Origin of the sequence: Kribbella rubisoli (assembly GCF_004217145.1) — a bacterium.
Taxonomy (GTDB): Bacteria; Actinomycetota; Actinomycetes; order Propionibacteriales; family Kribbellaceae; genus Kribbella; species Kribbella rubisoli.
In genome coordinates this window covers 657,793-677,281 of sequence record NZ_SHKR01000012.1, presented here as the reverse complement: position 1 = coordinate 677,281, position 19,489 = coordinate 657,793, and the positions used below count along the sequence as shown (strand labels likewise).

Annotated in this window: 16 protein-coding genes; 6 read left to right on the top strand and 10 right to left on the bottom strand. The window is 66.9% G+C overall.

Going from position 1 to position 19,489, the window contains the following annotated elements; translation table 11 throughout:
* The first annotated feature begins 143 nt into the window (after positions 1 to 143).
* Both EV645_RS17440 and EV645_RS17435 read left to right on the top strand, forming a co-directional pair.
* Entirely contained in the window at positions 144 to 1,163 is a 1,020-nt protein-coding gene (locus EV645_RS17440) for a TauD/TfdA family dioxygenase (protein ID WP_130444938.1), read from the top strand.
* Positions 1,160 to 2,029, top strand: a complete 870-nt coding sequence (locus tag EV645_RS17435; RefSeq protein WP_130444937.1) for a TauD/TfdA family dioxygenase — start codon at positions 1,160 to 1,162, stop codon at positions 2,027 to 2,029. Before EV645_RS17440 ends, EV645_RS17435 begins: the two co-directional genes overlap by 4 nt.
* Before the next feature lies 1 nt (position 2,030).
* Here EV645_RS17435 and EV645_RS17430 read toward each other — a convergent pair whose 3' ends face one another.
* Positions 2,031 to 3,848 carry a bifunctional metallophosphatase/5'-nucleotidase gene (locus EV645_RS17430; protein ID WP_130444936.1) on the bottom strand — a complete coding sequence of 606 codons (1,818 nt, stop codon included), beginning with the start codon at positions 3,846 to 3,848 and terminating at the stop codon, positions 2,031 to 2,033.
* Between the two features lie 128 nt (positions 3,849 to 3,976).
* Here EV645_RS17430 and EV645_RS17425 point away from each other — a divergent pair, with 128 nt between their 5' ends.
* On the top strand, positions 3,977 to 4,765 hold the full coding sequence (locus EV645_RS17425) for a polysaccharide deacetylase family protein (protein WP_130444935.1): 789 nt from the start codon (positions 3,977 to 3,979) through the stop codon (positions 4,763 to 4,765).
* Here EV645_RS17425 and EV645_RS17420 read toward each other — a convergent pair.
* Complete coding sequence (locus EV645_RS17420; RefSeq protein WP_242000477.1) at positions 4,762 to 5,445, bottom strand: hypothetical protein; 684 nt, start codon at positions 5,443 to 5,445, stop codon at positions 4,762 to 4,764. The two genes, EV645_RS17425 and EV645_RS17420, sit on opposite strands and share 4 nt — an antisense overlap.
* A 23-nt stretch (positions 5,446 to 5,468) precedes the next feature.
* Positions 5,469 to 6,662, bottom strand: a complete 1,194-nt coding sequence (locus EV645_RS17415) for a homogentisate 1,2-dioxygenase (protein WP_130444934.1) — start codon at positions 6,660 to 6,662, stop codon at positions 5,469 to 5,471.
* Positions 6,663 to 6,736: 74 nt separating this feature from the next.
* Between EV645_RS17415 and EV645_RS17410 the strand changes: the two genes are divergently transcribed.
* The 3 genes from EV645_RS17410 (at position 6,737) to EV645_RS17400 (ending at position 12,803) form a co-directional block, all read left to right on the top strand.
* Complete coding sequence (locus tag EV645_RS17410; protein ID WP_130444933.1) at positions 6,737 to 7,588, top strand: hypothetical protein; 852 nt, start codon at positions 6,737 to 6,739, stop codon at positions 7,586 to 7,588.
* Positions 7,588 to 8,781, top strand: coding sequence for a fumarylacetoacetase (gene fahA / locus EV645_RS17405; protein WP_130444932.1), 1,194 nt, complete (start codon positions 7,588 to 7,590; stop codon positions 8,779 to 8,781). Before EV645_RS17410 ends, fahA begins: the two co-directional genes overlap by 1 nt.
* A gap of 260 nt (positions 8,782 to 9,041) precedes the next feature.
* Complete coding sequence (locus tag EV645_RS17400; protein ID WP_130444931.1) at positions 9,042 to 12,803, top strand: endo-alpha-N-acetylgalactosaminidase family protein; 3,762 nt, start codon at positions 9,042 to 9,044, stop codon at positions 12,801 to 12,803.
* Positions 12,804 to 12,892: 89 nt separating this feature from the next.
* Here EV645_RS17400 and EV645_RS17395 read toward each other — a convergent pair whose 3' ends face one another.
* The 7 genes from EV645_RS17395 to hppD all read right to left on the bottom strand — a co-directional run bounded on the left by EV645_RS17395 (position 12,893) and on the right by hppD (position 19,342).
* On the bottom strand, positions 12,893 to 13,306 hold the full coding sequence (locus EV645_RS17395; RefSeq protein WP_130444930.1) for a hypothetical protein: 414 nt from the start codon (positions 13,304 to 13,306) through the stop codon (positions 12,893 to 12,895).
* A 71-nt stretch (positions 13,307 to 13,377) separates the two neighbouring features.
* A complete protein-coding gene (locus EV645_RS17390) occupies positions 13,378 to 14,622 on the bottom strand; it encodes a HAMP domain-containing sensor histidine kinase (RefSeq protein ID WP_130444929.1) in 1,245 nt (414 codons plus the stop codon).
* 3 nt (positions 14,623 to 14,625) lie between these two features.
* Positions 14,626 to 15,324, bottom strand: a complete 699-nt coding sequence (gene cseB, locus EV645_RS17385) for a two-component system response regulator CseB (protein WP_130444928.1) — start codon at positions 15,322 to 15,324, stop codon at positions 14,626 to 14,628.
* 15 nt (positions 15,325 to 15,339) lie between these two features.
* Positions 15,340 to 15,933: a hypothetical protein gene (locus tag EV645_RS17380; RefSeq protein WP_130444927.1), complete on the bottom strand. Its 594-nt coding sequence runs from the start codon at positions 15,931 to 15,933 to the stop codon at positions 15,340 to 15,342.
* A 145-nt stretch (positions 15,934 to 16,078) separates the two neighbouring features.
* Positions 16,079 to 17,455, bottom strand: coding sequence for an FAD-binding oxidoreductase (locus EV645_RS17375; protein ID WP_130444926.1), 1,377 nt, complete (start codon positions 17,453 to 17,455; stop codon positions 16,079 to 16,081).
* 59 nt (positions 17,456 to 17,514) lie between these two features.
* Entirely contained in the window at positions 17,515 to 17,988 is a 474-nt protein-coding gene (locus EV645_RS17370) for a DUF2690 domain-containing protein (protein ID WP_130444925.1), read from the bottom strand.
* 151 nt (positions 17,989 to 18,139) lie between these two features.
* Entirely contained in the window at positions 18,140 to 19,342 is a 1,203-nt protein-coding gene (gene hppD / locus EV645_RS17365) for a 4-hydroxyphenylpyruvate dioxygenase (RefSeq protein WP_130444924.1), read from the bottom strand.
* Positions 19,343 to 19,489: the final 147 nt, after the last annotated feature.

The window sequence follows — 19,489 nt, the reverse complement described above, 5'->3', positions numbered from 1 at the left end:
CTGCGCCGGGAGTCAGGCACCGGCGATCTGGTTTTCGTTCGTAACAAGGCCGGCCCGAGTGCGATAGAGCAGAAGTACGAAGCGACGGCAGCAGGGATCATTCGCTCGCTTGAATCCGTGGCCTGATTTTGGGGGGAATAGCAATGACCGCAGCAAAAGAACTCAATCCGACGAGCAGATCGGTCCTGACGATCGACGTCAGGACGGTCGATACCTTGCACGACCTTGCCGCAATGACAACCCGCGATCCATACAATGATTTCGATGCATACCTGGACGAAGTCCGGACGACAGTGCCACGGTTGCCCGCAGAACTCCGCACGCGATTGTCGGAGTTCGCGGCCGGATCGACGGGTGAAGGAGCCCTGCTGCTTCGCGGCCTGACGTTGCGTGGACAGGTGCCGCCAACGCCCGCCCTGCCGGTCGCCGCGCCGGCCACGAAGAACCAGTTCAGTGAATATGTCATGAGTGTCGTTGCGGCCTCGCTCGGAGAACCCGTCGGCTACGCCGAAGAACGGGACGGACAGATTTTCCAGGACGTTTTTCCGGTCCGCGAGAACGCGGCAGCTCTATCCAGTCAGAGTTCTTCAGCTGACCTGGGCTATCACACCGAGATGGCATTTCACCCGAATCCTCCGGACTATCTCCTCCTCTACACCCTCCGAGGCGACCCGGACGGTACAGCGCTGACCCGCTTCGCCGCCACACGGAATGTGCTACGCGAACTGGATACGGATGTCCTGGCGGCTCTCTCCGCGCGTGACTACATGGTTGTGCTGCGACGGTTGCACAGTCCCTACTTCGCCGGCGGGAAACCGGTGCGGGAAATGGACAGCGGGCCGTGGGTGAGCATCCTTGGCGGCGATCCTTTGGATCCGTCCCTGCGTTATGAGCCGGAACTCATGCAACCGCGACACGAGCGGGCCGCCGAGGCATTGCGGGAACTGACAACGGCGATCGAACGGCGAGCTCACCACGTCGCGCTAGAAGCAGGCGACGCACTGATCCTAGACAACCGGCGCGCGGTCCATGCCAGGTCCAGCTTCCGGGCAAGGTACGACGGTCGCGATCGCTGGCTGCGCCGGATGCACATCACGCGCGAACAGCTGGCCGGATCGGGCCGGATCCTGACCACGGATCTAGCCCCGGGCAGCTACCGATGACCAGAGCCCAAGGCCCGGACGGGCCGAGCACCCGGTTCGGCGGTGCCACGGCTGCCGATCGACTCCCACCGGCGCTCGACGGTACGGCCCTGAGCGGCGAAGCGCTGCGAGTTGCCGTTCAATGCCAGCTCGACTCGGCTCATATCGCACGAGTCCGCGACCTACCGGCTCAGTTGGATCAGTTCATCTGGCTGATCAGCCACTGGGGTGAGCCGTTGGCGTATTACGGAGCGGGTGACCCCGGTGCGCATGTCGCTCATTCCGGAGTTCACCGCGTCCGTTTCGACCCTGAGGCCGCGGCGCGACGGGAACTTCACGCACTCGACGGTCCGCTGGCGGCGCACTCCGCGCAGTCACTCCGGGAGCCCCGGCCACCGTATTTCGCGATGCTCATGGTCCACCAGGGCTGGCAGGACGGCTGTCCCGGCGAGAACGGCGAGTCTGTGCTCGTCGAGTGGCGGCGCGCGTTCGAGGCTCTGGCTCACCGGCACGCTGATCGGTTCGCCGGCTGGATGGAGACCCTGATGGGCGAGGTCCCGTTCCCAGATGGTTCAGCGAAGGCGCTCGTCTACCGGCTCCCGGATCCTGCCAGCGAGTATGACCTTGGCGTACGACTGAAATATGAGCTGCTTGACCATTGGCGCACAATCCCGACCAACCAGGCGAGGCGCGCAGAGGAGGCACTCACAGCGCTGCTCGCCGCGGCGGCCACAGTCGAGCATGAGGTTCAGCTGTCGTCGGGTGAGTGTGTGATTGTCGACAACAACCGCTGGGGGCACGGTCGCCGCTCCGTTCGAGGCATCCGGTCCGGAGCCCACGGGCCAGAGATCAATCCACGTGAACTCTGGAGTGTCACTTTGGGTTGATTCAGGCGGTGATCACGATCGGGGCGCCGTTCGAGACCAACGACCAGTCGACTGTGTGGAAGGTAGTTGGGTCGACCTCGCCGGTGGCGGTGACGTAGTCGATCATCAGTTGGCGGATTTCGACCTGGCGGTTGTAGACGACGGGCGCGGTGGAGACGTGCGGGAAGTTGCCGCCGCCGGACTGGCGGTAGTTGTTGACCGCGACAACGAATTGCTGGTCGGCCGCCACCGCGACCCCGTCGTACGCGAGGTCCGTGATGCGCGCCCCCACGCCCTTGGCGATGTCGATCTTGTAGGTCAGTGGCTTGGTCAGACCGCCGAGTACGTCGTAGTTGTAGTCCGGCGTGCCGGTCGGCGCGGTCGGGGTCGGCGCGTTGGTCACCTGGTCGGACGGGAACGGCCCGGCCCCGGTCACCTGCTTGTAGTACTGCGCAGAGAACTCCAGATAGTCCTTGATGTCCGCGCCGGTCATCGTCACCGCGAGCAGCGTGTTGTCGAAGACGTACAGCCCGGCGACATCGCGGATCGACACGTCGCCGGCAGGAATCGCAGCAGCCCGGTTGAACGGCGCGGCGATCGCCAGCACAGGCAGCGACTCCTGCGGCGTACCGGCCAAAGCCTTCGACACAGCGTCCGCCTGGATGAAGTTGACGAAGTCAAGGGCGGCGGTGTCCTCCCACGGCGCCGTGGCCGCGGACATCGCCTCGGTGCAGGTGCCGATCTTCGAGTTCACGTACTCGACGACTTTGTCGTGATCCTTCTGCAGCAGCCCGACGACCTGCGGATCGGCGTCGACAGTGTTCGCGTTCAGCACCTGGCTGTGGCGACCGACGACCGTCCATCGACCGCGGACCTTCTGCAGGTCGAGGTCGATGAGCGACAGCCGCATGCCCCACTTCAGCGGCTCGGTCAGCACGACCTGCTCGCCGCTGGTCTTGTTCGTGACGAGGCGCTCGGGGATCTCCAGGTGCGCGTGACCCACGAGTACGGCGTCGATCCCGGGCACGGTCTCGGCCATCAGGACGGACGCGTTCTCCGGGTACGGCAGCGCGTCGCCGTACGACGAGGACAGGTCCATGCCCGAGTGCACGGACGCGATCACGATGTCGGCGCCGGCCTTGCGGACCCGCGGTACCCAGATCTTGGCCAGCTCGACGATTCCGCCGAACTTCAGCTTGTTCTCGACGTTCGCCTTGTCCCAGATCGCGATCCCCGGGTTGGTCAGGCCGAGGATGCCGACGGTGATCGGCTTCTCGCCCGGCACGTGCACCCGCTTCAGCACGTACGGCGGGAACGCGGGCAGGCCCGTGGTCCAATCCTGGGCGTTCGCGCCGAGCAGCGGGAACCGCAGCTGCCGCTGGAACTTGCGCAGGATCTCGATCCCGTAGTTGAACTCGTGGTTCCCGAGCGCGGCCGCGTCGTACCCGATCCGGTTCATCGCGGCGGCCATCGGATGCGTGTGACCGCCGGTGATGGGCTCGATCTTGGCGAAGTAGTACGACAGCGGGGTGCCCTGGATGGTGTCACCGGCGTCGAGCAGCAGCGGGCGCGGCGCGTGGCGGTCCGCTCCGATGCGGTCCCGGACCGCGGTGACGAGGGTCGAGATCTTCGCCAGGCCGATGTCGTTGTGCGCGGAGTCGTCGTACTCGGTGTTCTTGAAGTAGTCCCAGTTGAAGACGTTGCCGTGCAGGTCGGTCGTGCCCATCACGCTCAACCGCACGGTCCGGCCGTGGTCGGCTCCACCGGCGTACGCCGGAACGGCCGTGAACCCGGCCGCGGCCAGGGCGGATGCTCCACCGATCAGGGTTCGTCTGGTCATCGTCGTACGCTCACCGCTGTCGGTCATCAGCCGCCTCACTGGTCTGCCGCCGGGATCTCCGGCCTGAGGGCCACCCTAAGGGCGACCCGGTGCCCGGTTGAACCGCCCGGCGCGAGAGGATGCCGTGCATGACCAAGCCGCCCGGCAAACTCCTGCCGTTGGTCGCCGCCCTGCTCTGCGGTGCCGTCCTAGCCCAAGCCGCCAGTCCGTCCAAACACTCGACCACGTCCGCGAAACCCGCGGTCCAGGCGTCGAGTCACGGGCTCCTGAGTACGTCGACAACGTCCAAGCGAGGCGCGCCGTCGTCGACGAAACCCACCCGACCGGCCGTCAAGCCGCCGGCGCCCAAGCCTCCCGTCGACGACTGGAACCTGACCGGCCACGGCAAGGTCCTGTACCTGACCTTCGACGACGGCCCGCAGCACGAGTGGACACCGAAGGTCCTTCAGGTACTGCGGAAGCACCACGCGCAGGCGACGTTCTTCGTCATCGGCATCCAGGTGGCGCAGTTCCCGGAGCTGGTCACGGCCGAGCGCGCCGCCGGGCATCACGTCGGCAACCACACGTACGACCACAAGACGCTGACCCGTCTCCCGGACGCGAAGGTGCGGCAGGAGATCGGTCAAGGCATCAAGTCGAAGTGCCTGCGGCCGCCCGAGGGCGCCACGAACGAGAAGATCCACGCGATCGCGGCGTCGTACCACCAGCACGAGGTGCTCTGGGACGTCGACACCGAGGACTGGGAGAAGCCCGGTATCGCCCACATCGAGCACGCGATCATGTCCGGCGCCCGCCCCGGCGCGATCATCCTGATGCACGACGGCGGCGGCAACCGCTCCCAGACCGTCGCCGCTCTGGACAGCGCGCTCACCAAGCTGACCAAGCTCGGCTACACGTACCGTTCCCTGCCCTGTTAGCGGCGTACTTGTGCAGTTCCGCCCGAGAAATGCTTCATGGCCTCGTCGATGATGTGGACGGGCTGGTCGAGCGCCTTCACCAGGAACAGGCCGGTGGGGCGCAGGAGCGGATTGGGCTTGACGACGCTGCGCACAGGCGCCTGGTCAAGACCGCGGACACCCGCCGTGGTCGCGCTCACACCAGGCACCAGGTCGAGATCCAGCACGTACTGGCCCAGCAGCTTCTGCTGCCGGAAGCCGCGGACCGCGTGCCACTGCAGGACGACCGGGTACGCCGCTCCGTCGCACGCGAGCTCGAGCCCTTTGAGCGACATCCGCATCGCGACCGGTTGCAGCTCGTTGGAGGCGTACCACTGCTGCCGCTCGGCCTGCAGCCGGTACACCATCACCGTGCTGAGGACGAGCGGGATCATTGCCAGGATCAACAAGATCGCGAACGGCCACATCCCCGAACCGCGGAAGGCCAGCAGCGCGTAGATCGCGGCGACGATGCCGACCACGCCGATCGCCAGCGTGATCCAGGCGCCGCGGCGCTCCACGGTCCGCACGACCTCGCGCCGGCGTACCACCGCGTCCCGATCGATGCCCACGACAAATGGCGCCCCGGGATCCCGCGGCGGCACCTGCACGTCCACCTCCGGCGATTCGCCCTGTTGCGATGTGTCCCCGTCCTCACTCACACGGGAAAGAATCCCACAGACCGTTATGACTTGCGGCGACCCGCCCAGGTCCAGGCGTAGACGCCGTCGTCGACGGCCTGGCCGCCCTCGCCCAGTTCGAGCGGGCGGAAGGTGTCGACCATGACCGCCAGTTCCTCGAACCGCTCCGCTCCGAGCGAGGCCTCGATCGCCGACGGCTGCGGACCGTGCGCGTACCCGCCGGGGTGCAGCGAGATCGAGCCGAGCCCGATCCCGGAGCCCTTCCGCGCCTCGTAGTCGCCGCCGCAGTAGAACATCACCTCGTCGGAGTCGACGTTCGAGTGGTAGTACGGCACCGGCACCGAGAGCGGGTGGTAGTCGACCTTCCGCGGCACGAAGTTGCAGACCACGAAGTTGTAGCCCTCGAACACCTGGTGCACGGGCGGCGGCTGGTGCACCCGCCCCGTGATCGGCTCGAAGTCGCTCACGTTGAACGTGTACGGGTACAGACAGCCGTCCCACCCGACCACGTCGAACGGGTGCGTCGCGTACGTCATCCGGCTGCCGACGATCCCGCCGGCCCCGTTCCCGCGGTGCTTCACCAGCACCTCGACATCGGTCCCGTCGACCACGAGCGGCTCGGTGGTGGGGTGGAGGTCGCGTTCGCAGTACGGCGAGTGCTCGAGGAACTGGCCGTACCGGGACAGGTAGCGCTTGGGCGGCGCGATGTGCGAGTTACCCTCGATCGCGTACGCGTGCACGCCCTCGGGTCCGGGCAGCCAGCGGTGCGTGGTCGCGCGCGGGATGATCACGTAGTCGCCCTGGACGGCGTTCAGTACGCCGAACACCGTCTCGACAGTTGCCGAGCCCTTCTCGACGTACACGCATTCGTCGCCGATCGCGTTCCGGTAGTACGGCGAGGGCTGCTCCGCGACGACGTACGAGATCCGGACGTCACCGTTGCCGAGCACCAGCCGACGGTCCTCGACGGCGTTCGACTTGGACGTGTCGGTGAACAGGTCGTGCAGCTTGAGGTGCCGCGGGGTGAGCGGGTGGTTGGCGACGGTGGCCAGGTCGGGGAGGTCCCACACCTGCGAATCGACGATCGCGGACGGCACGCCGGCGTGGTACAGCAGCGACGAGTCCGATGAGAACCCCTCCTCCCCCATCAGCTCCTCGTAGTACAGCCCGCCGTCCGGTTTCCGGAACTGGGTGTGCCGCTTCGGCGGAACTTCCCCGACCTGCCGGTAGAACGCCATCAGAATTGCTCCAGAGTATCCGATAATCGAACGCGTGCGTCCGCTTACCGAAAGCATCCGTTAGGCTCTGGGCCATGTCAACCGTCCCCGCCTTGTTCCGGCACCTGGTCGACGACGCTGCTATGTTCCCGCCGGGGAACCTGCCGATGGCCGAGGCCGTCACCGCACACCGGGCTCACCTGACCTCGCCGTACGCCGAGCTCGTCGGGCCGTTCGTCTGCACGGACGAGGACCTGATGGACGTGGCCGCCGAGGCAGCGCGCTCAGGCGACGGGCCGCTCCGCGTCTCGGTCGTGATCTCCGGCGGCGCCGGCGGGATCGAGCCCGCGATCCGCTGGGGCGACCGCTCGAAGGACGTCGAGGTGACCGCGGTCGAGGTCCGGCTGCGCGACGAGGACGACCTGTCGCGGAACGCGCTGCGCGTCGTACGAGCGTGTGACGACTGCTTCGACGAGGAGACGGCGTACGTCGAGATCGGTCTGAACGGAGCCTGGGAGCGCGCGCTCGACGTGGTCGCCGACGCCGGGTACGCCGCCAAACTGCGGACCGGCGGGCTCGACGCGTCGCTGTTCCCGTCGGCGGATCAGGTGGCGTCGTTCGTCATCGCCTGCCTGGACCGTGAAGTGCCGTTCAAGTGCACCGCCGGGCTGCACAACGCAGTCCGGCACACCGCGGAAGATTCAGGCTTCGAGCACCACGGTTTCCTCAACGTGCTGCTGGCGACGCGGGCGTCGCTCGACGGCGCGGCGCATGACGAGGTGACCTCGGTTCTGAGCGAGCGGGACGGGCAGGCGCTTGCCGCTCGGGCCCGTGAGCTGACCGGCGATCAGGCCATGAGCACCCGGCGCTGGTTCACGTCGTTCGGCTCGTGCAGCATCGACGAACCGCGGCACGACCTGACGGCACTGGGTTTGATGGAGGCCTGATGAGCTGGATCGACATCCAGGACGGTTCGCCGTTCGAGCCGGACAACCTGCCGCTCGGCGTGTTCCGGCACGGGGACGAGGAGCCGCGGGTCGGGGCCGCGATCGGGGACCAGATCATCGACCTGGCGCCGGTCGCGTCGGCGCAGATGCTGGACGGGGCGCAGCTGTTCGCCGAGCCGACGTTGAACGCGTTTCTCGCCCTGGGGCGGCCGGCCTGGCGAGCGACGCGCAGTTGGCTGCTCGAGCTGGTTCGCAATGCCAATGACCGGGACACCGTCGAGCCGCATTTGATCCCGCAATCCGCTGTGACCATGCAGCTTCCGTTCGAGGTCGCGGACTACGTCGACTTCTACGCCTCCGAGCAGCATGCGACCAACCTCGGGCGTCTGTTCCGCCCGGACTCCGAGCCGCTGCTGCCGAACTGGAAACACCTCCCGGTCGGGTACCACGGTCGTGCCGGCACGATCGTTGCCAGCGGCACCGATATCGTCCGGCCCAGCGGTCAGCGGAAGGCGCCGGACGCGGCGGTACCGACGTTCGGTCCGTCGCAGCGGTTGGATATCGAGGTTGAGCTCGGGTACGTCGTCGGTGCGCCGTCGATGCTCGGAAAGCCTGTGTCCGTTGACGATTTCGAGGACCATGTGTACGGCGTGGTGCTCGTGAACGACTGGTCCGCGCGCGACCTGCAGGCCTGGGAGTACGTCCCCCTCGGCCCGTTCCTCGGCAAGTCGTTCGCGACGTCGATCTCCCCGTGGGTCGTCTCCCTCGACGCTCTGGGCACCGTCCCGCTGCCGGCACAGGACCCGCCCGTTCTTCCATACCTGAGCGGACAGAATCTCCCGAACTACGACATCACGTTCGAGGTCCGTCTCAACGGTCACCTCGTCAGTACGCCGCCGTACCGCGACATCTACTGGTCCCCCGCGCAGATGCTCGCCCACATGACCGTCAACGGAGCCAGCGTCCGCACCGGCGACTTGTTCGCGTCCGGCACCGTCAGCGGCCCCGCCAAAAACCAACGGGGCTCGTTCATAGAACTCACCTGGGGCGGCCGCGAGCCCCTCGTCGTAGCCGGCAAGGAACACACCTTCCTGGAGGACGGCGACGAGGTAACCATCGCAGCCTGGGCCACCACCCCCACCGGCACCCGCCTAGGCCTAGGCGAGGTAACCGGCCGCATCGTTCCTGCCTGACCACACCCCGCCTCACCACACCGCCCAACCACACCCTGCGGCGGGCACGGCCCCCGGCCCTCCCGCACCACTCAGGGGTCAACCCCGGAGCTTGCCGGTTGGACACCTGGATTCTGCTTCCGCAACCGGCAAACTCGAGGGTTGACCCCTGAGACGTGCGGGAGCCAGCGGTGCGGGAAGGTGTGGTGAGATCGGACGAGCTTGTTCATTAGTGTTCGTTTCTCTTGACCTGTTAGCTGTTACGTGCGAACTTTCTCCGCATGAAACGTTCAGTGGGGTGTGGAGTACTGGCTGTAGCGTTGGCTGCCGGTGTGCTGAGCGTGCCCTCAGGTGCGCACGCTGATGACACGGACGGCGACCTGACCCTCCGGTCTCATGAACTCACGGTCACCGTCGGGGCGGACTTCCCCCGGGTGATCAAGTACGTCGACAACGCCTCCGGGCAGTCCCTCGGCGGCCAACCGGACGCGATCTCGACAGTCACGATCGACGGCACCGCCCGGACCGCACATCTCGCCGGCCCGGCGACGGTCAGCGGCGCGCGTGCGTCGTACACGCTCGCCTTCGACGCCCTGCCCGATGTGGAGCTCGACGCCAGCCTGAGCCTGTCCGGGCGAGTGACGAAGTTCGCGATAGACGCAGTCCGCGACACCGAGGCAAGTCGCGTGCACACGATCGATATCCCGAACCAGGACCTGGTCTCGGTCGCGAGTACGGACGCCGGCGCCACCACCGCGTTCACCACGCTCGACCCGGACTCGACGCGCACCGCCGACAAGATCACGCCGGTCACCGCGGCGACTCCGGGCGAGACGTCCGCGACCGGAGCGGCGTACGCGTTCGTCAACACGAGCGGGCTGGCCGCGGGCATCGAGTCCAACTCGACGTACGACAAGCCATCCGGTCAATCGGTCGACGACGGCGCCCGGTTCTGGCACCAGGCCCGCAAGGGCGCGGACGGCAGTACGCGCGTCGGCGTCTGGAGCGGTCAGTGGACGTACCGCGCCGACACCTCGCCGTACACCGAGCCGCTCCCCTGGGCGAAGGTCGTGGTGACGCCGGACGCGAACCACGACAAGACCGTCGACTGGGAGGACGGCGCGGTCGCTTTCCGCTCGATCATGGTCGAGCCCAAGGGCGGCGACCAGGTCAAGGACCGGGTCATCACGCACATCCCGTTCAACTTCGCCAGCCAGGCCACGCACCCGTTCCTGCGCACGCTCGACGACGTCAAGCGCATCTCGCTCTCGACCGACGGGCTCGGCCAGATGGCGATCCTCAAGGGGTACGCCTCGGAGGGCCACGACTCGGGTCACCCGGACTACGGCGGCAACTACAACATCCGCGCCGGCGGGCTCACTGATCTGAACACCCTGCTCAAGCAGGGCAAGTCGTGGAACGCGGCGTTCGGCGTCCACGTGAACGCGACCGAGTCCTACCCGGAGGCGAACGCGTTCAGCGAGGATCTGGTCGACAAGACCGCCAAGGGCTGGAACTGGCTGAACCAGAGCTACTACATCAAGCAGCGCCAGGACCTTGCCTCCGGCAACATCGTGAAGCGGTTCCAGCAGCTCCGCGACGAGACCGACAAGAACCTGCAGGAGCTGTACATCGACGTGTACTACCAGTCCGGCTGGCTCGCCGACGGTCTCACCCGTCAGCTGGCCGACCAGGGCTGGCAGATCGCGACCGAGTGGGCCGACCGGCACGAGCGGACGTCGCTGTGGTCGCACTGGGCGAACGACCTCGACTACGGCGGCCCGACGAACAAGGGCCTGAACTCGCAGATCATCCGGTTCGTCCGCAACCACGAGAAGGATGTCTGGAACAACGACCCGATCCTCGGCCAGGCCAGCATCGTCGAGTTCGAAGGCTGGACCGGTGAGACCGACTGGAACAAGTTCTCCGCGAACATCTGGAAGCAGAACCTGCCGACGAAGTTCCTCCAGCAGCAGAAGATCCTCGACTGGAACGCGAACGACATCACGTTCACCGGCGGCGTCCGCGGCGCGGTCGAGAACGGCAAGCGCGCCGTGTACGTCGGGAACGCGAAGGTGCTCGACGGCGACAAGTACCTGCTCCCGTGGGACAACAACAAGAAGCTGTACCACTACAACCCAGCCGGCGGCCGCACCACGTGGCAGGTCCCGTCAGCCTTCGCCGGCGTCAACACCTTCACCGCCTACCAACTGACGGACACCGGCCGGACCAAGCCGACCACCGTCAGGGTGCAGCACGGCGCTGTCACGCTTGATGCGGTCGCAGGCAAGCCGTATGTGCTCTACCCGGTGGCCGCTCCGAAGCCGCGGGACGCCGCCTGGGGTCAAGGCACGCACCTTCAGGACCCCGGGTTCAACGCGGGCAACCTTGCCGCCTGGAACGCGAAGGGCGGCGCGACCATCGACACGCTCGAGAACGGACAGCACGTCGCTTCGCTCGGGACAGGCAAGTCGTCGATCAGCCAGCGCATCACCGGGCTGACGCGCGGTCGGACCTACAGCGCCTCTGCGTGGATCGAGGTCGAGCCGGGGAAGTCCCGTCCGACGACGATCAGCGTCGACGGGGTGAAGAACGTCGTGACCAGATCGACCGCCGAGAACATGGTTGCCTCCGACGACAAACACGAGGCGTACTACCAGCGGACGAGAGTCGTCTTCACGGCCAAGGGAAGCAGCGCCGACCTGGCGCTCGGAGCTGCGGGCGGTGCGGCCCGGGTTCGCCTGGACGATGTGCGGGTCGTCGAGACGACGCGTCCCGCGGCAGGGCTGGTCGATGACTTCGAGAACGTCGACCAGGGCTGGGGGCCGTTCGTGAAGGGCGACGCGGGCGGGGTGACCGATCCGCGGACGGTGCTCGCGAAGAAGCATGTGCCGTACACGCAGGCCGGCTGGAACGGGAAGCTGGTCGACGATGTGCTCGACGGTGATTGGTCGCTGAAGTCGCATGAGGAGAACGCCGGTTTGGTATACCGGACCACCCCGTCGACGGTGAACCTCCAGCCGGGCCACAAGTACAAGGTCAGCTTCGACTACGAGAGCGGTCGCGCCGGCCAGTACGCGTGGGTCCAGGGCGTCGATCGTCCGGACTCGGTCGAGGTCAAGGCGACTCCGATCGGCGAGCAGCGGACCAAGGCGACGTTCAACCAGGAGTTCGTGGCTGGTTGCGGAGGCGACTACTGGGTCGGACTGCGCAAACTCTCCGACGGTGGAGACCAGACCGACTTCATCATGGACAACTTCGCCGTCGCCGATCTCGGTACGACGTCGCAGCCGGCGGACTGCACCTCCGTCGCGGTGTCGGGTGTGACCGGTCTCGTCTCCGGCGAGGCCAACACCGTCACCACGACCTTCACCAACAACGATATGGTTGCTGCCAGCAACATCACGCTGGGACTGACCGCGCCGGACGGCTGGACAGTTACGGCGAGCAGTCCGGCGACCCACGCCACCGTTGCTGCGGGAGCAACCGCGACGACTACGTGGGACGTCACCCCTCCGGCTGGTACACCAGAAGGAAAGTACGTGCTGACGGCAACGGGTGGTCAGGCAACGATCAGTGCGGAGGCGACCGTGCTCCCGCCGGGGATCGTGCCGCAGTCCCGGATCAAGGTGGCGGATGTTGACAGCGAGGACGTCGCCACCGGCGGTGCCGCGACGATGGCGCTGGACGGAAACCCCAGTACCATCTGGCATTCCGCCTGGTCGGAGGTGCCTACTCCGGCCGGCTTCCCGCATCACATCACGCTCGACCTCGGGTCGACGTACAGCGTGAACGGGTTCAGCTACCTGCCCCGGCAGAGCGGAACCAACGGGATGTTCAAGGGCTACGAGCTCTATGTCAGCGCCGACGGTCAGGACTGGGGTACGCCGGTTGCCACGGGCGAGTTCCCCAACTCGACCGCGGTCCAGCGCGTCGATTTCACCGCCAAGCCCGGCCGCTACGTGAAGCTCGTCGGCACCAGTTCATTGAACGGCGCCGTCTTCGGCTCCGCGGCTGAACTGAACGTCTACGGAACTCACTAGGGATACCCAATGGGGACTGTGAACAGGCTATTGCTTGTTCACAGTCCCCATTGCTTGTCACAGCTCCCCTGAAGCTGTTCCCCCCGGGACTACTTGGTGATGGTCACCGAGGCCGCTGCGGAAGCGGTGCCGGCTGCCACGACGCGGAACTTGTTCACGCCGACGCGGCCGCTCTGCACCCACACCGAGTAGGTGGCCTTGCTGGTCACCTTGGTGGTGGCCGGGAAGTTGACCCACTTGCCGTTCTCGAGCCGCTGCACCTGGACCACGGTGTTCTTCGCGATGCCGCTGGCCTTGCCGGTGAACGAGATCTTCGCCCACGCCTTCGCGGTGGCCTTGTCCGACTTGATCGTGATCGACTTCGCCGCGACCGACGCGCTCGCGACGTTGGTGTACGTCGTGGCGGCGTCGGCCTGCAGGGCGCCGGCGATACCGAGGCCCCCACCGGCCAGTGCGAGACCGGCGACGACGGCGGCGGAACGGCGAATGAACTGAGTACGCATGATGTTCTGGTTTCCCCTCGTTTTGTTGGTGTTACGGAGGGGAAGACGCGGTGGCCGTGCGAAAGGTTGTGTTACGACTGCGTCTCAGGCCCGGCCGGCAGGACGAGTCGTGCCAGCGCACCGCCGCCCGGCGCCTCGCCGAAGGTGAGCTCGGCGCCGAGAACCTTCGCGTGCCCGGCGGCGATCGTCAGGCCGAGACCGTGCCCGACACCACGTTCGGCCATCCCGGACCGGAACCGACGCGGGCCCTCGGCAATCAACTCCTCCGGATAACCGTTGCCGTGGTCAACCACCTCGACGGTCCGGCCGCTGACCGTCACCTCGACCGGCGGCTTGCCGTGCCGTAGTCCGTTGACGATCAGGTTGGCCAGGATCCGCTCGATTCGGCGTGAGTCGGTCGATACCGTCTCGTCCGGCCCGAGCAGGAGCACCATCACGCTGTCCGGCGCCAGCGCCTGCTGCATCCGCAACCGCGCAACAGCCGATCCGACGAAGGCGCCGAGACCGACCAGCTCCAGATCCGCCTGCTCGACACCCGAGTCGAACCGCGCGATCTCGAGCAGGTCCTCAACCAGACGCCGCAGCACCTTGGCCCGGTCGCGGACCAGCTCACTCGGTCGCCCCGGCGGAAGTAGCTCGGCCGCAGTGGTCAGCCCGGTCACCGGCGTACGAAGATCGTGGGCCACGTCCGCGGTGAACCGGCGCTCTGCCTCGAGCTGACCACGGAGCGAGCTGGCCATCGTGTCGATCGCTGTCGCCAGCGACTGGACCTCATCCTTGCCTTTGCCAACAGCTCCGGCCGCCGACGCGTCGAGGTCGCCGGCCGCGATCCGCCGCGCCGTACCTGCCACGGCAACGATCCGCTTGGACAGGCTGCCCGCCAGGATCACGCTGACCAAGGCGACCAGCGCGACCGTGCCGATGCCGCCCAGCAGCAACGCCTGCTGCAGGGCCTTCATCGAGTCGTCGCTGGTCTCGTAGTCCTGCTCGATCGAGAGGATCTTGCCGTCCTTGACCGCGACCGCCGCCCACATCTTCGCGTGCGGCGACCCGGTCTTGAACGTGGCCCGCTTGCCCTCGAGCACGGCGTCGCGCAGCTGCGGCGGCAGCTCCGGATCGTCCACCTTCGCCCCGAACACCGGTACGTCGTTGGTGTCGTAGCTCTGCGCCGCGAGCTGGATCCGCTCGTCCGCGAAACTGCGCGTGCGGTCCAGCCGGGCCGACTGGGCCTGGGTGTAGACCGCAACGCACAGCACGAGGATCGCGAGCGCGGAGACCAGCAGGAAGATGAGACCGAGCTTGCCGCGCAGTCCCATCAACTAGGCCCGCAGCTTGTACCCGAAGCCGCGGACGGTTTCGATGCGGTCGGCACCGATCTTGGTCCGCAGCCGCTGCAGGTGTACGTCGACCAGCCGGCCGTCGCCGCCCCACTCGTAGTCCCAGACCCGTTGCAGCAGGGTCGATCGGCTGAGCACGACGCCGGGGTTGTTGGCGAACTCGATCAGCAGCTTGAGCTCGGTCGGCGTCAGCTGCACGGTCGCGCCGCCGCGCCGTACCTCCAATGCTTCCCGGTCCAGCTCGAGGTCGCCGAACGACTCGACGCCGGAACCGGCCGCCGGCGCCGGGCGCTCCGGATCGGACACCGCTCGCCGCATCACCGCCCGCAGCCGAGCCACGAGCACCTGGGTGTCGAAGGGTTTGGTCACATAGTCGTCGGCGCCTGCTTCCAGACCGAGTACGACGTCGAGCGCGTCTCCGCGGGCGGAGACCATCACGATCGGGACCGTGCTGGTCTCCCGGACCCGTCGGCAGACCGAGATGCCGTCCAGCCCGGGCAGCATGATGTCGAGCATCACGACGTCCGGGTGGATCTTCTCGAATCGCTCGATCGCCTCCAGGCCGTCTTCGGCCGTGGTGACGTCGTAGCCGTGTCGCTCGAGGGTCAACTGGGTCGCCTCACGGATCACCGCGTCGTCCTCGACCATGAGAATGCGCGCTGCCGGTTCTTCCGGTACCACCGAACTTCAGTCTCCCTACTGGTCCGTCGAGCTCACCTTGATCATCTGCCGACCGTTCCAACGGTAGACCTCGACCCGTCGGCCCGACGGGCAGCAGACCGGGTCGTTGATCGTAAAGATCTTCGACTCGACCACCAGGTCCCCTTCGGGGCTGGCGTTCACGGTCGGTTGCTCGACGTTCAGGTTCCAGATCGGTCGCGGGCCCGAGGGCTCGATCGCGATCAGGAAGATACCGAAGACGAACTTCTCCAGGGTGTGGATCAGAACGATCTGCTGAGGTGTACCGCTGTGCAATACATCAACGGTCTTACCCCTGCTGAGGCAACGCGAAATCACGGTGCAATTCGAAAGAACTGTCCGCGCGTAGCTGGACAGGTGCCGATCGGCGAGCAGTCTCACCCTGACTTTGGTCAGGTCGACGGCCACCTCGGGAGTCTTCTCCGGGTGCGGCTGGGTGGTGCCGGAGGCAACGGACGGCGTCGGGCTCGACGGCGGCGGGGACTCGGGGCCCTCGACCCGCAGGCCGCCGCCGTTCGCACAGGCCGACAGCGCCGCGGTCGCGACCACGGCCGCGACGGCGGGCAGCACGGTACGGCGCCACAGACCCATCGGGCGCCTCCTACCCTGCATCCAGTCCCCCCGCGAATTCAGCTAACTACCTTCCATAGTGTCGGCCGGACGTCACATTCGACGGGCGTGGACGTCGAATGGCCTCGACAGTTCTATTGCGGTTGCGTCACAGCGTCGACCTGCCTCACTCGGCAACGATCTTGCCGGGGTTGAGCAGGTTTTTCGGGTCCAGCGCCTTCTTGATCGCCCGGTGCACGTCGAGCGAAACCGGCCCCACTTCCTCGGCCAGCCAGGCGCGCTTGAGTACGCCGACGCCGTGCTCACCGGTGATCGTGCCGCCGAGCTCGAGCCCGATCTCCATCACCCGGTCGAACGCCTGCTGCGCCCGCTCGGCCTGGTCCGGGTCGGTCTGATCGAACACCACGGTCGGATGCATGTTGCCGTCGCCGGCATGCCCGAGTACGCCGATGGTGATGTCCAGCTCCGCCGACAGCTGCTCGAGCCGGCCGATGAACTCCGCCAGCCGCGACCGCGGTACGGCGACGTCGTCGATCATCGTCGTACCGAGCTCCTCCAGGGCGGTGAGCGCGACGCGACGCCCTTCGAGGAGGAGCTCGCCCTCAGCGTCGTCCTCGGCCTCGATGCACTCGAGAGCGCCGTTGTCGCGGCACAGCTTCGCGACCGTGGCGACGTCGGAAGCGCCCGCCTCACCGCCCGCATCGGACTGCGCGATCAGCATCGCCGCCGCCTCTTCGGGCAGGTCCATCCGCTTGTACTTGTTGACGGCCTGGATCGTCGTGCGGTCCATGATCTCCAGCAGGCTGAGCGACACGCCGCTGCGGATGATCTCGAGGATCGCGTTACCTGCCTCGACGCCGGAGCCGAACAGTGCTGCCATCGTCTTCGGCTTCGCCGCCTGCGGCCGCAGCGCGAGGGTCGCCTCGGTGATGATGCCGAGCGTGCCCTCGCTGCCGACGATCAGCTTGGCGAGGTCGTACCCCGCGACGCCCTTGACGGTCTTCCGGCCGGTCCGCAGGATCCGTCCGTCCGCGAGCACGACCTCCAGACCCAGCACGTAGTCCGTGGTCACGCCGTACTTGACGCAGCACAGGCCGCCCGAGTTCGTGGACAGGTTGCCGCCGATCGAGCAGAACTCCCAGCTCGACGGGTCCGGCGGATAGAACAGTCCCTGCTCGGCCACGGCACGCGACAGTACGGCGTTGTACACGCCCGGCTGGGTGACGACGTACCGATCGACCGGCTCTATGGCCAGGATCTTGTCCATCTTCTCCAGCGAGATGACGATGCAGCCGTCGAGCGCGTTGGCGGCGCCGGACAGGCCGGACCGCGCGCCCTGCGGAACGATCGGTACGCCGGCCTCGGCCGCGATCCGCACCGCCGCCTGCACGTGCGCGGTCTCCCGCGCCAGCACGACGGCAAGCGGCATCCCGGCCGGGCAGAACATCGCCCGGTCGTACCGGTAGCTCTCCATCCGGTCCGGATCGGTCACCAGTGCTTCGGGCGGCAGGACTTGACGCAACTGCTCGACAACGTCACTCATACCGTCGAGCCTAATAACTACTGCGCGGTACCGTGCAGCGTCCCAGTGTCCGGATCAGGTCAGCGGGTGCGTTTGGTGGCGTTCTCCGAGATTTCCTCGTAGCCGCCGCCGTAGTTGTGGTACTCGCGGCCGATCGCGGCGAACGTGATTCCGCTGCCGCCCTTGACCTTCGGTGTCCGGCAGGTGCGCTGCCCCGCGATCACCGATCCGTTGCCGCCGCTGCTGTCGCAGCTAAGCACCCGGCCGTCGTTACCGCCGCCGTACTGCACCACGAAGGCGTTGGCCTTCGCATTGGCCACCACCGGCGACGCCATGCTGATCTCGGCCCAGTACTGCGAGCAGCTGTCCCGGACCAATCGGACAGTGCCCCAACTCGGTGGTCTGTGGTCGCGCAGCATCGGCGCCGACGCGATGGATCTCGCACCTGAACAGGTGGCCGCTTCGGCCGCCTGGGCCGGCGCAGCGGCGGCGAAGGTGAGCACGCCGACTCCGGCCAGTCCTGCGGTGCTGAGCAGAATGCCCAGTGTCTTCATGACGAAACCCTTCCTGAGTGCACGCCCCGACGCCCACTCAGGAAGGCACACTACGCGAACGGAGCTTGCCCCAACAGTCATTCCGGTAATCGGACGGCGACACGCCGTGTTCAGTTGCATCCGGCAAGGTTCTCGGCGTGCCGCCCGGGGCTCAGAGGTTGCCGCGTCGCTCTTGTTCGCGCTCGATCGCCTCGAACAGCGCCTTGAAGTTGCCCTTGCCGAAGCCGAGCGAGCCGTGCCGCTCGATCAGTTCGTAGAAGACCGTCGGGCGGTCGCCGATCGGGGCGGTGAAGATCTGCAGCAGGTAGCCGTCCTCGTCCCGGTCGACCAGGATGCCGCGCGACTGCAGCTCGTCGATCGGCACGCGGACGTTGCCGATCCGGGACCGCAGCTCGGGGTCCTCGTAGTACGAGTCCGGGGTGTTGAGGAACTCCACGCCGTTGGCCCGCATGATGTCGACGGTGCGCAGGATGTCGTTGGTCGCGAGCGCGATGTGCTGCGCGCCGGCGCCGTCGTAGAACTCCAGGAACTCGTCGATCTGCGACTTCTTCTTCGCCACCGCCGGCTCGTTCAGCGGGAACTTCACCCGGTGGTTGCCGTTGGCGACGACCTTGCTCATCAGCGCCGAGTAGTCGGTGGCGATGTCGTCACCGATGAACTCGGCCATGTTCACGAAGCCCATGACTTTGTTGTAGAAGGCAACCCACTCGTCCATCTTGCCGAGCTCGACGTTGCCGACGACATGGTCGACCGCCTGGAACAGCCGCTTCGGGTGCCCCTCGGGACGGGTGACCTGGGTGGTCGCCGCGACGAAGCCGGGCAGGTACGGCCCGTCGTACTTGCTCCGGTCGATCAGCGTGTGCCGGGTGTCGCCGTACGCCGCGATCGCCGCGCGCCGGACCGTACCGTGCTCGTCGGTGACGTCGTTCGGCTCCTCGAGGACGACGGCGCCGACCTTGCGGGCGTGCTCGATGCACTTGTCCACGTCCGGGACCTCGAGGGCGAGGTCGGAGACGCCGTCGCCGTGCCTGCGGTGGTGGTCGAGCAGCGGGCTCTTCGGGCTCACGCCGCCGGAGATGACGAAGCGGCCGGAGCCGGACTTGAGGACGTAGAACTTGCTGTCCTTGCTACCGGTCTCGGGACCGGAGTACGCGACCAGGTCCATCCCGAACGCGAGCTGGTACCACTTCGCGGTCTGCGTGGCGTTGCCGACCACGAACACCACCGCGTCCATCGCGGTGACCGGGAACGGGTCGGTGCTCTCGTCGTACGGCACCAGGCCGACGAGCTGCTTGAGCTGGTCGAGGTCGAGATCGGCGTCGAGCTCTGCGGGGGTGAGGTCGGTGCTGGTCATCGGGGTCCTCCCGGGTCGGGTACGTGCACCGAGCCTCGCTGGATGGCGACAGGTTGTGCAACAGTTTGTTATTTCACTGGTCAGGTTGCACAGTATGCTGGCGACTTTGCTGGACTATTTGGTCAGGCTGACTATCTCCCCGGAGGT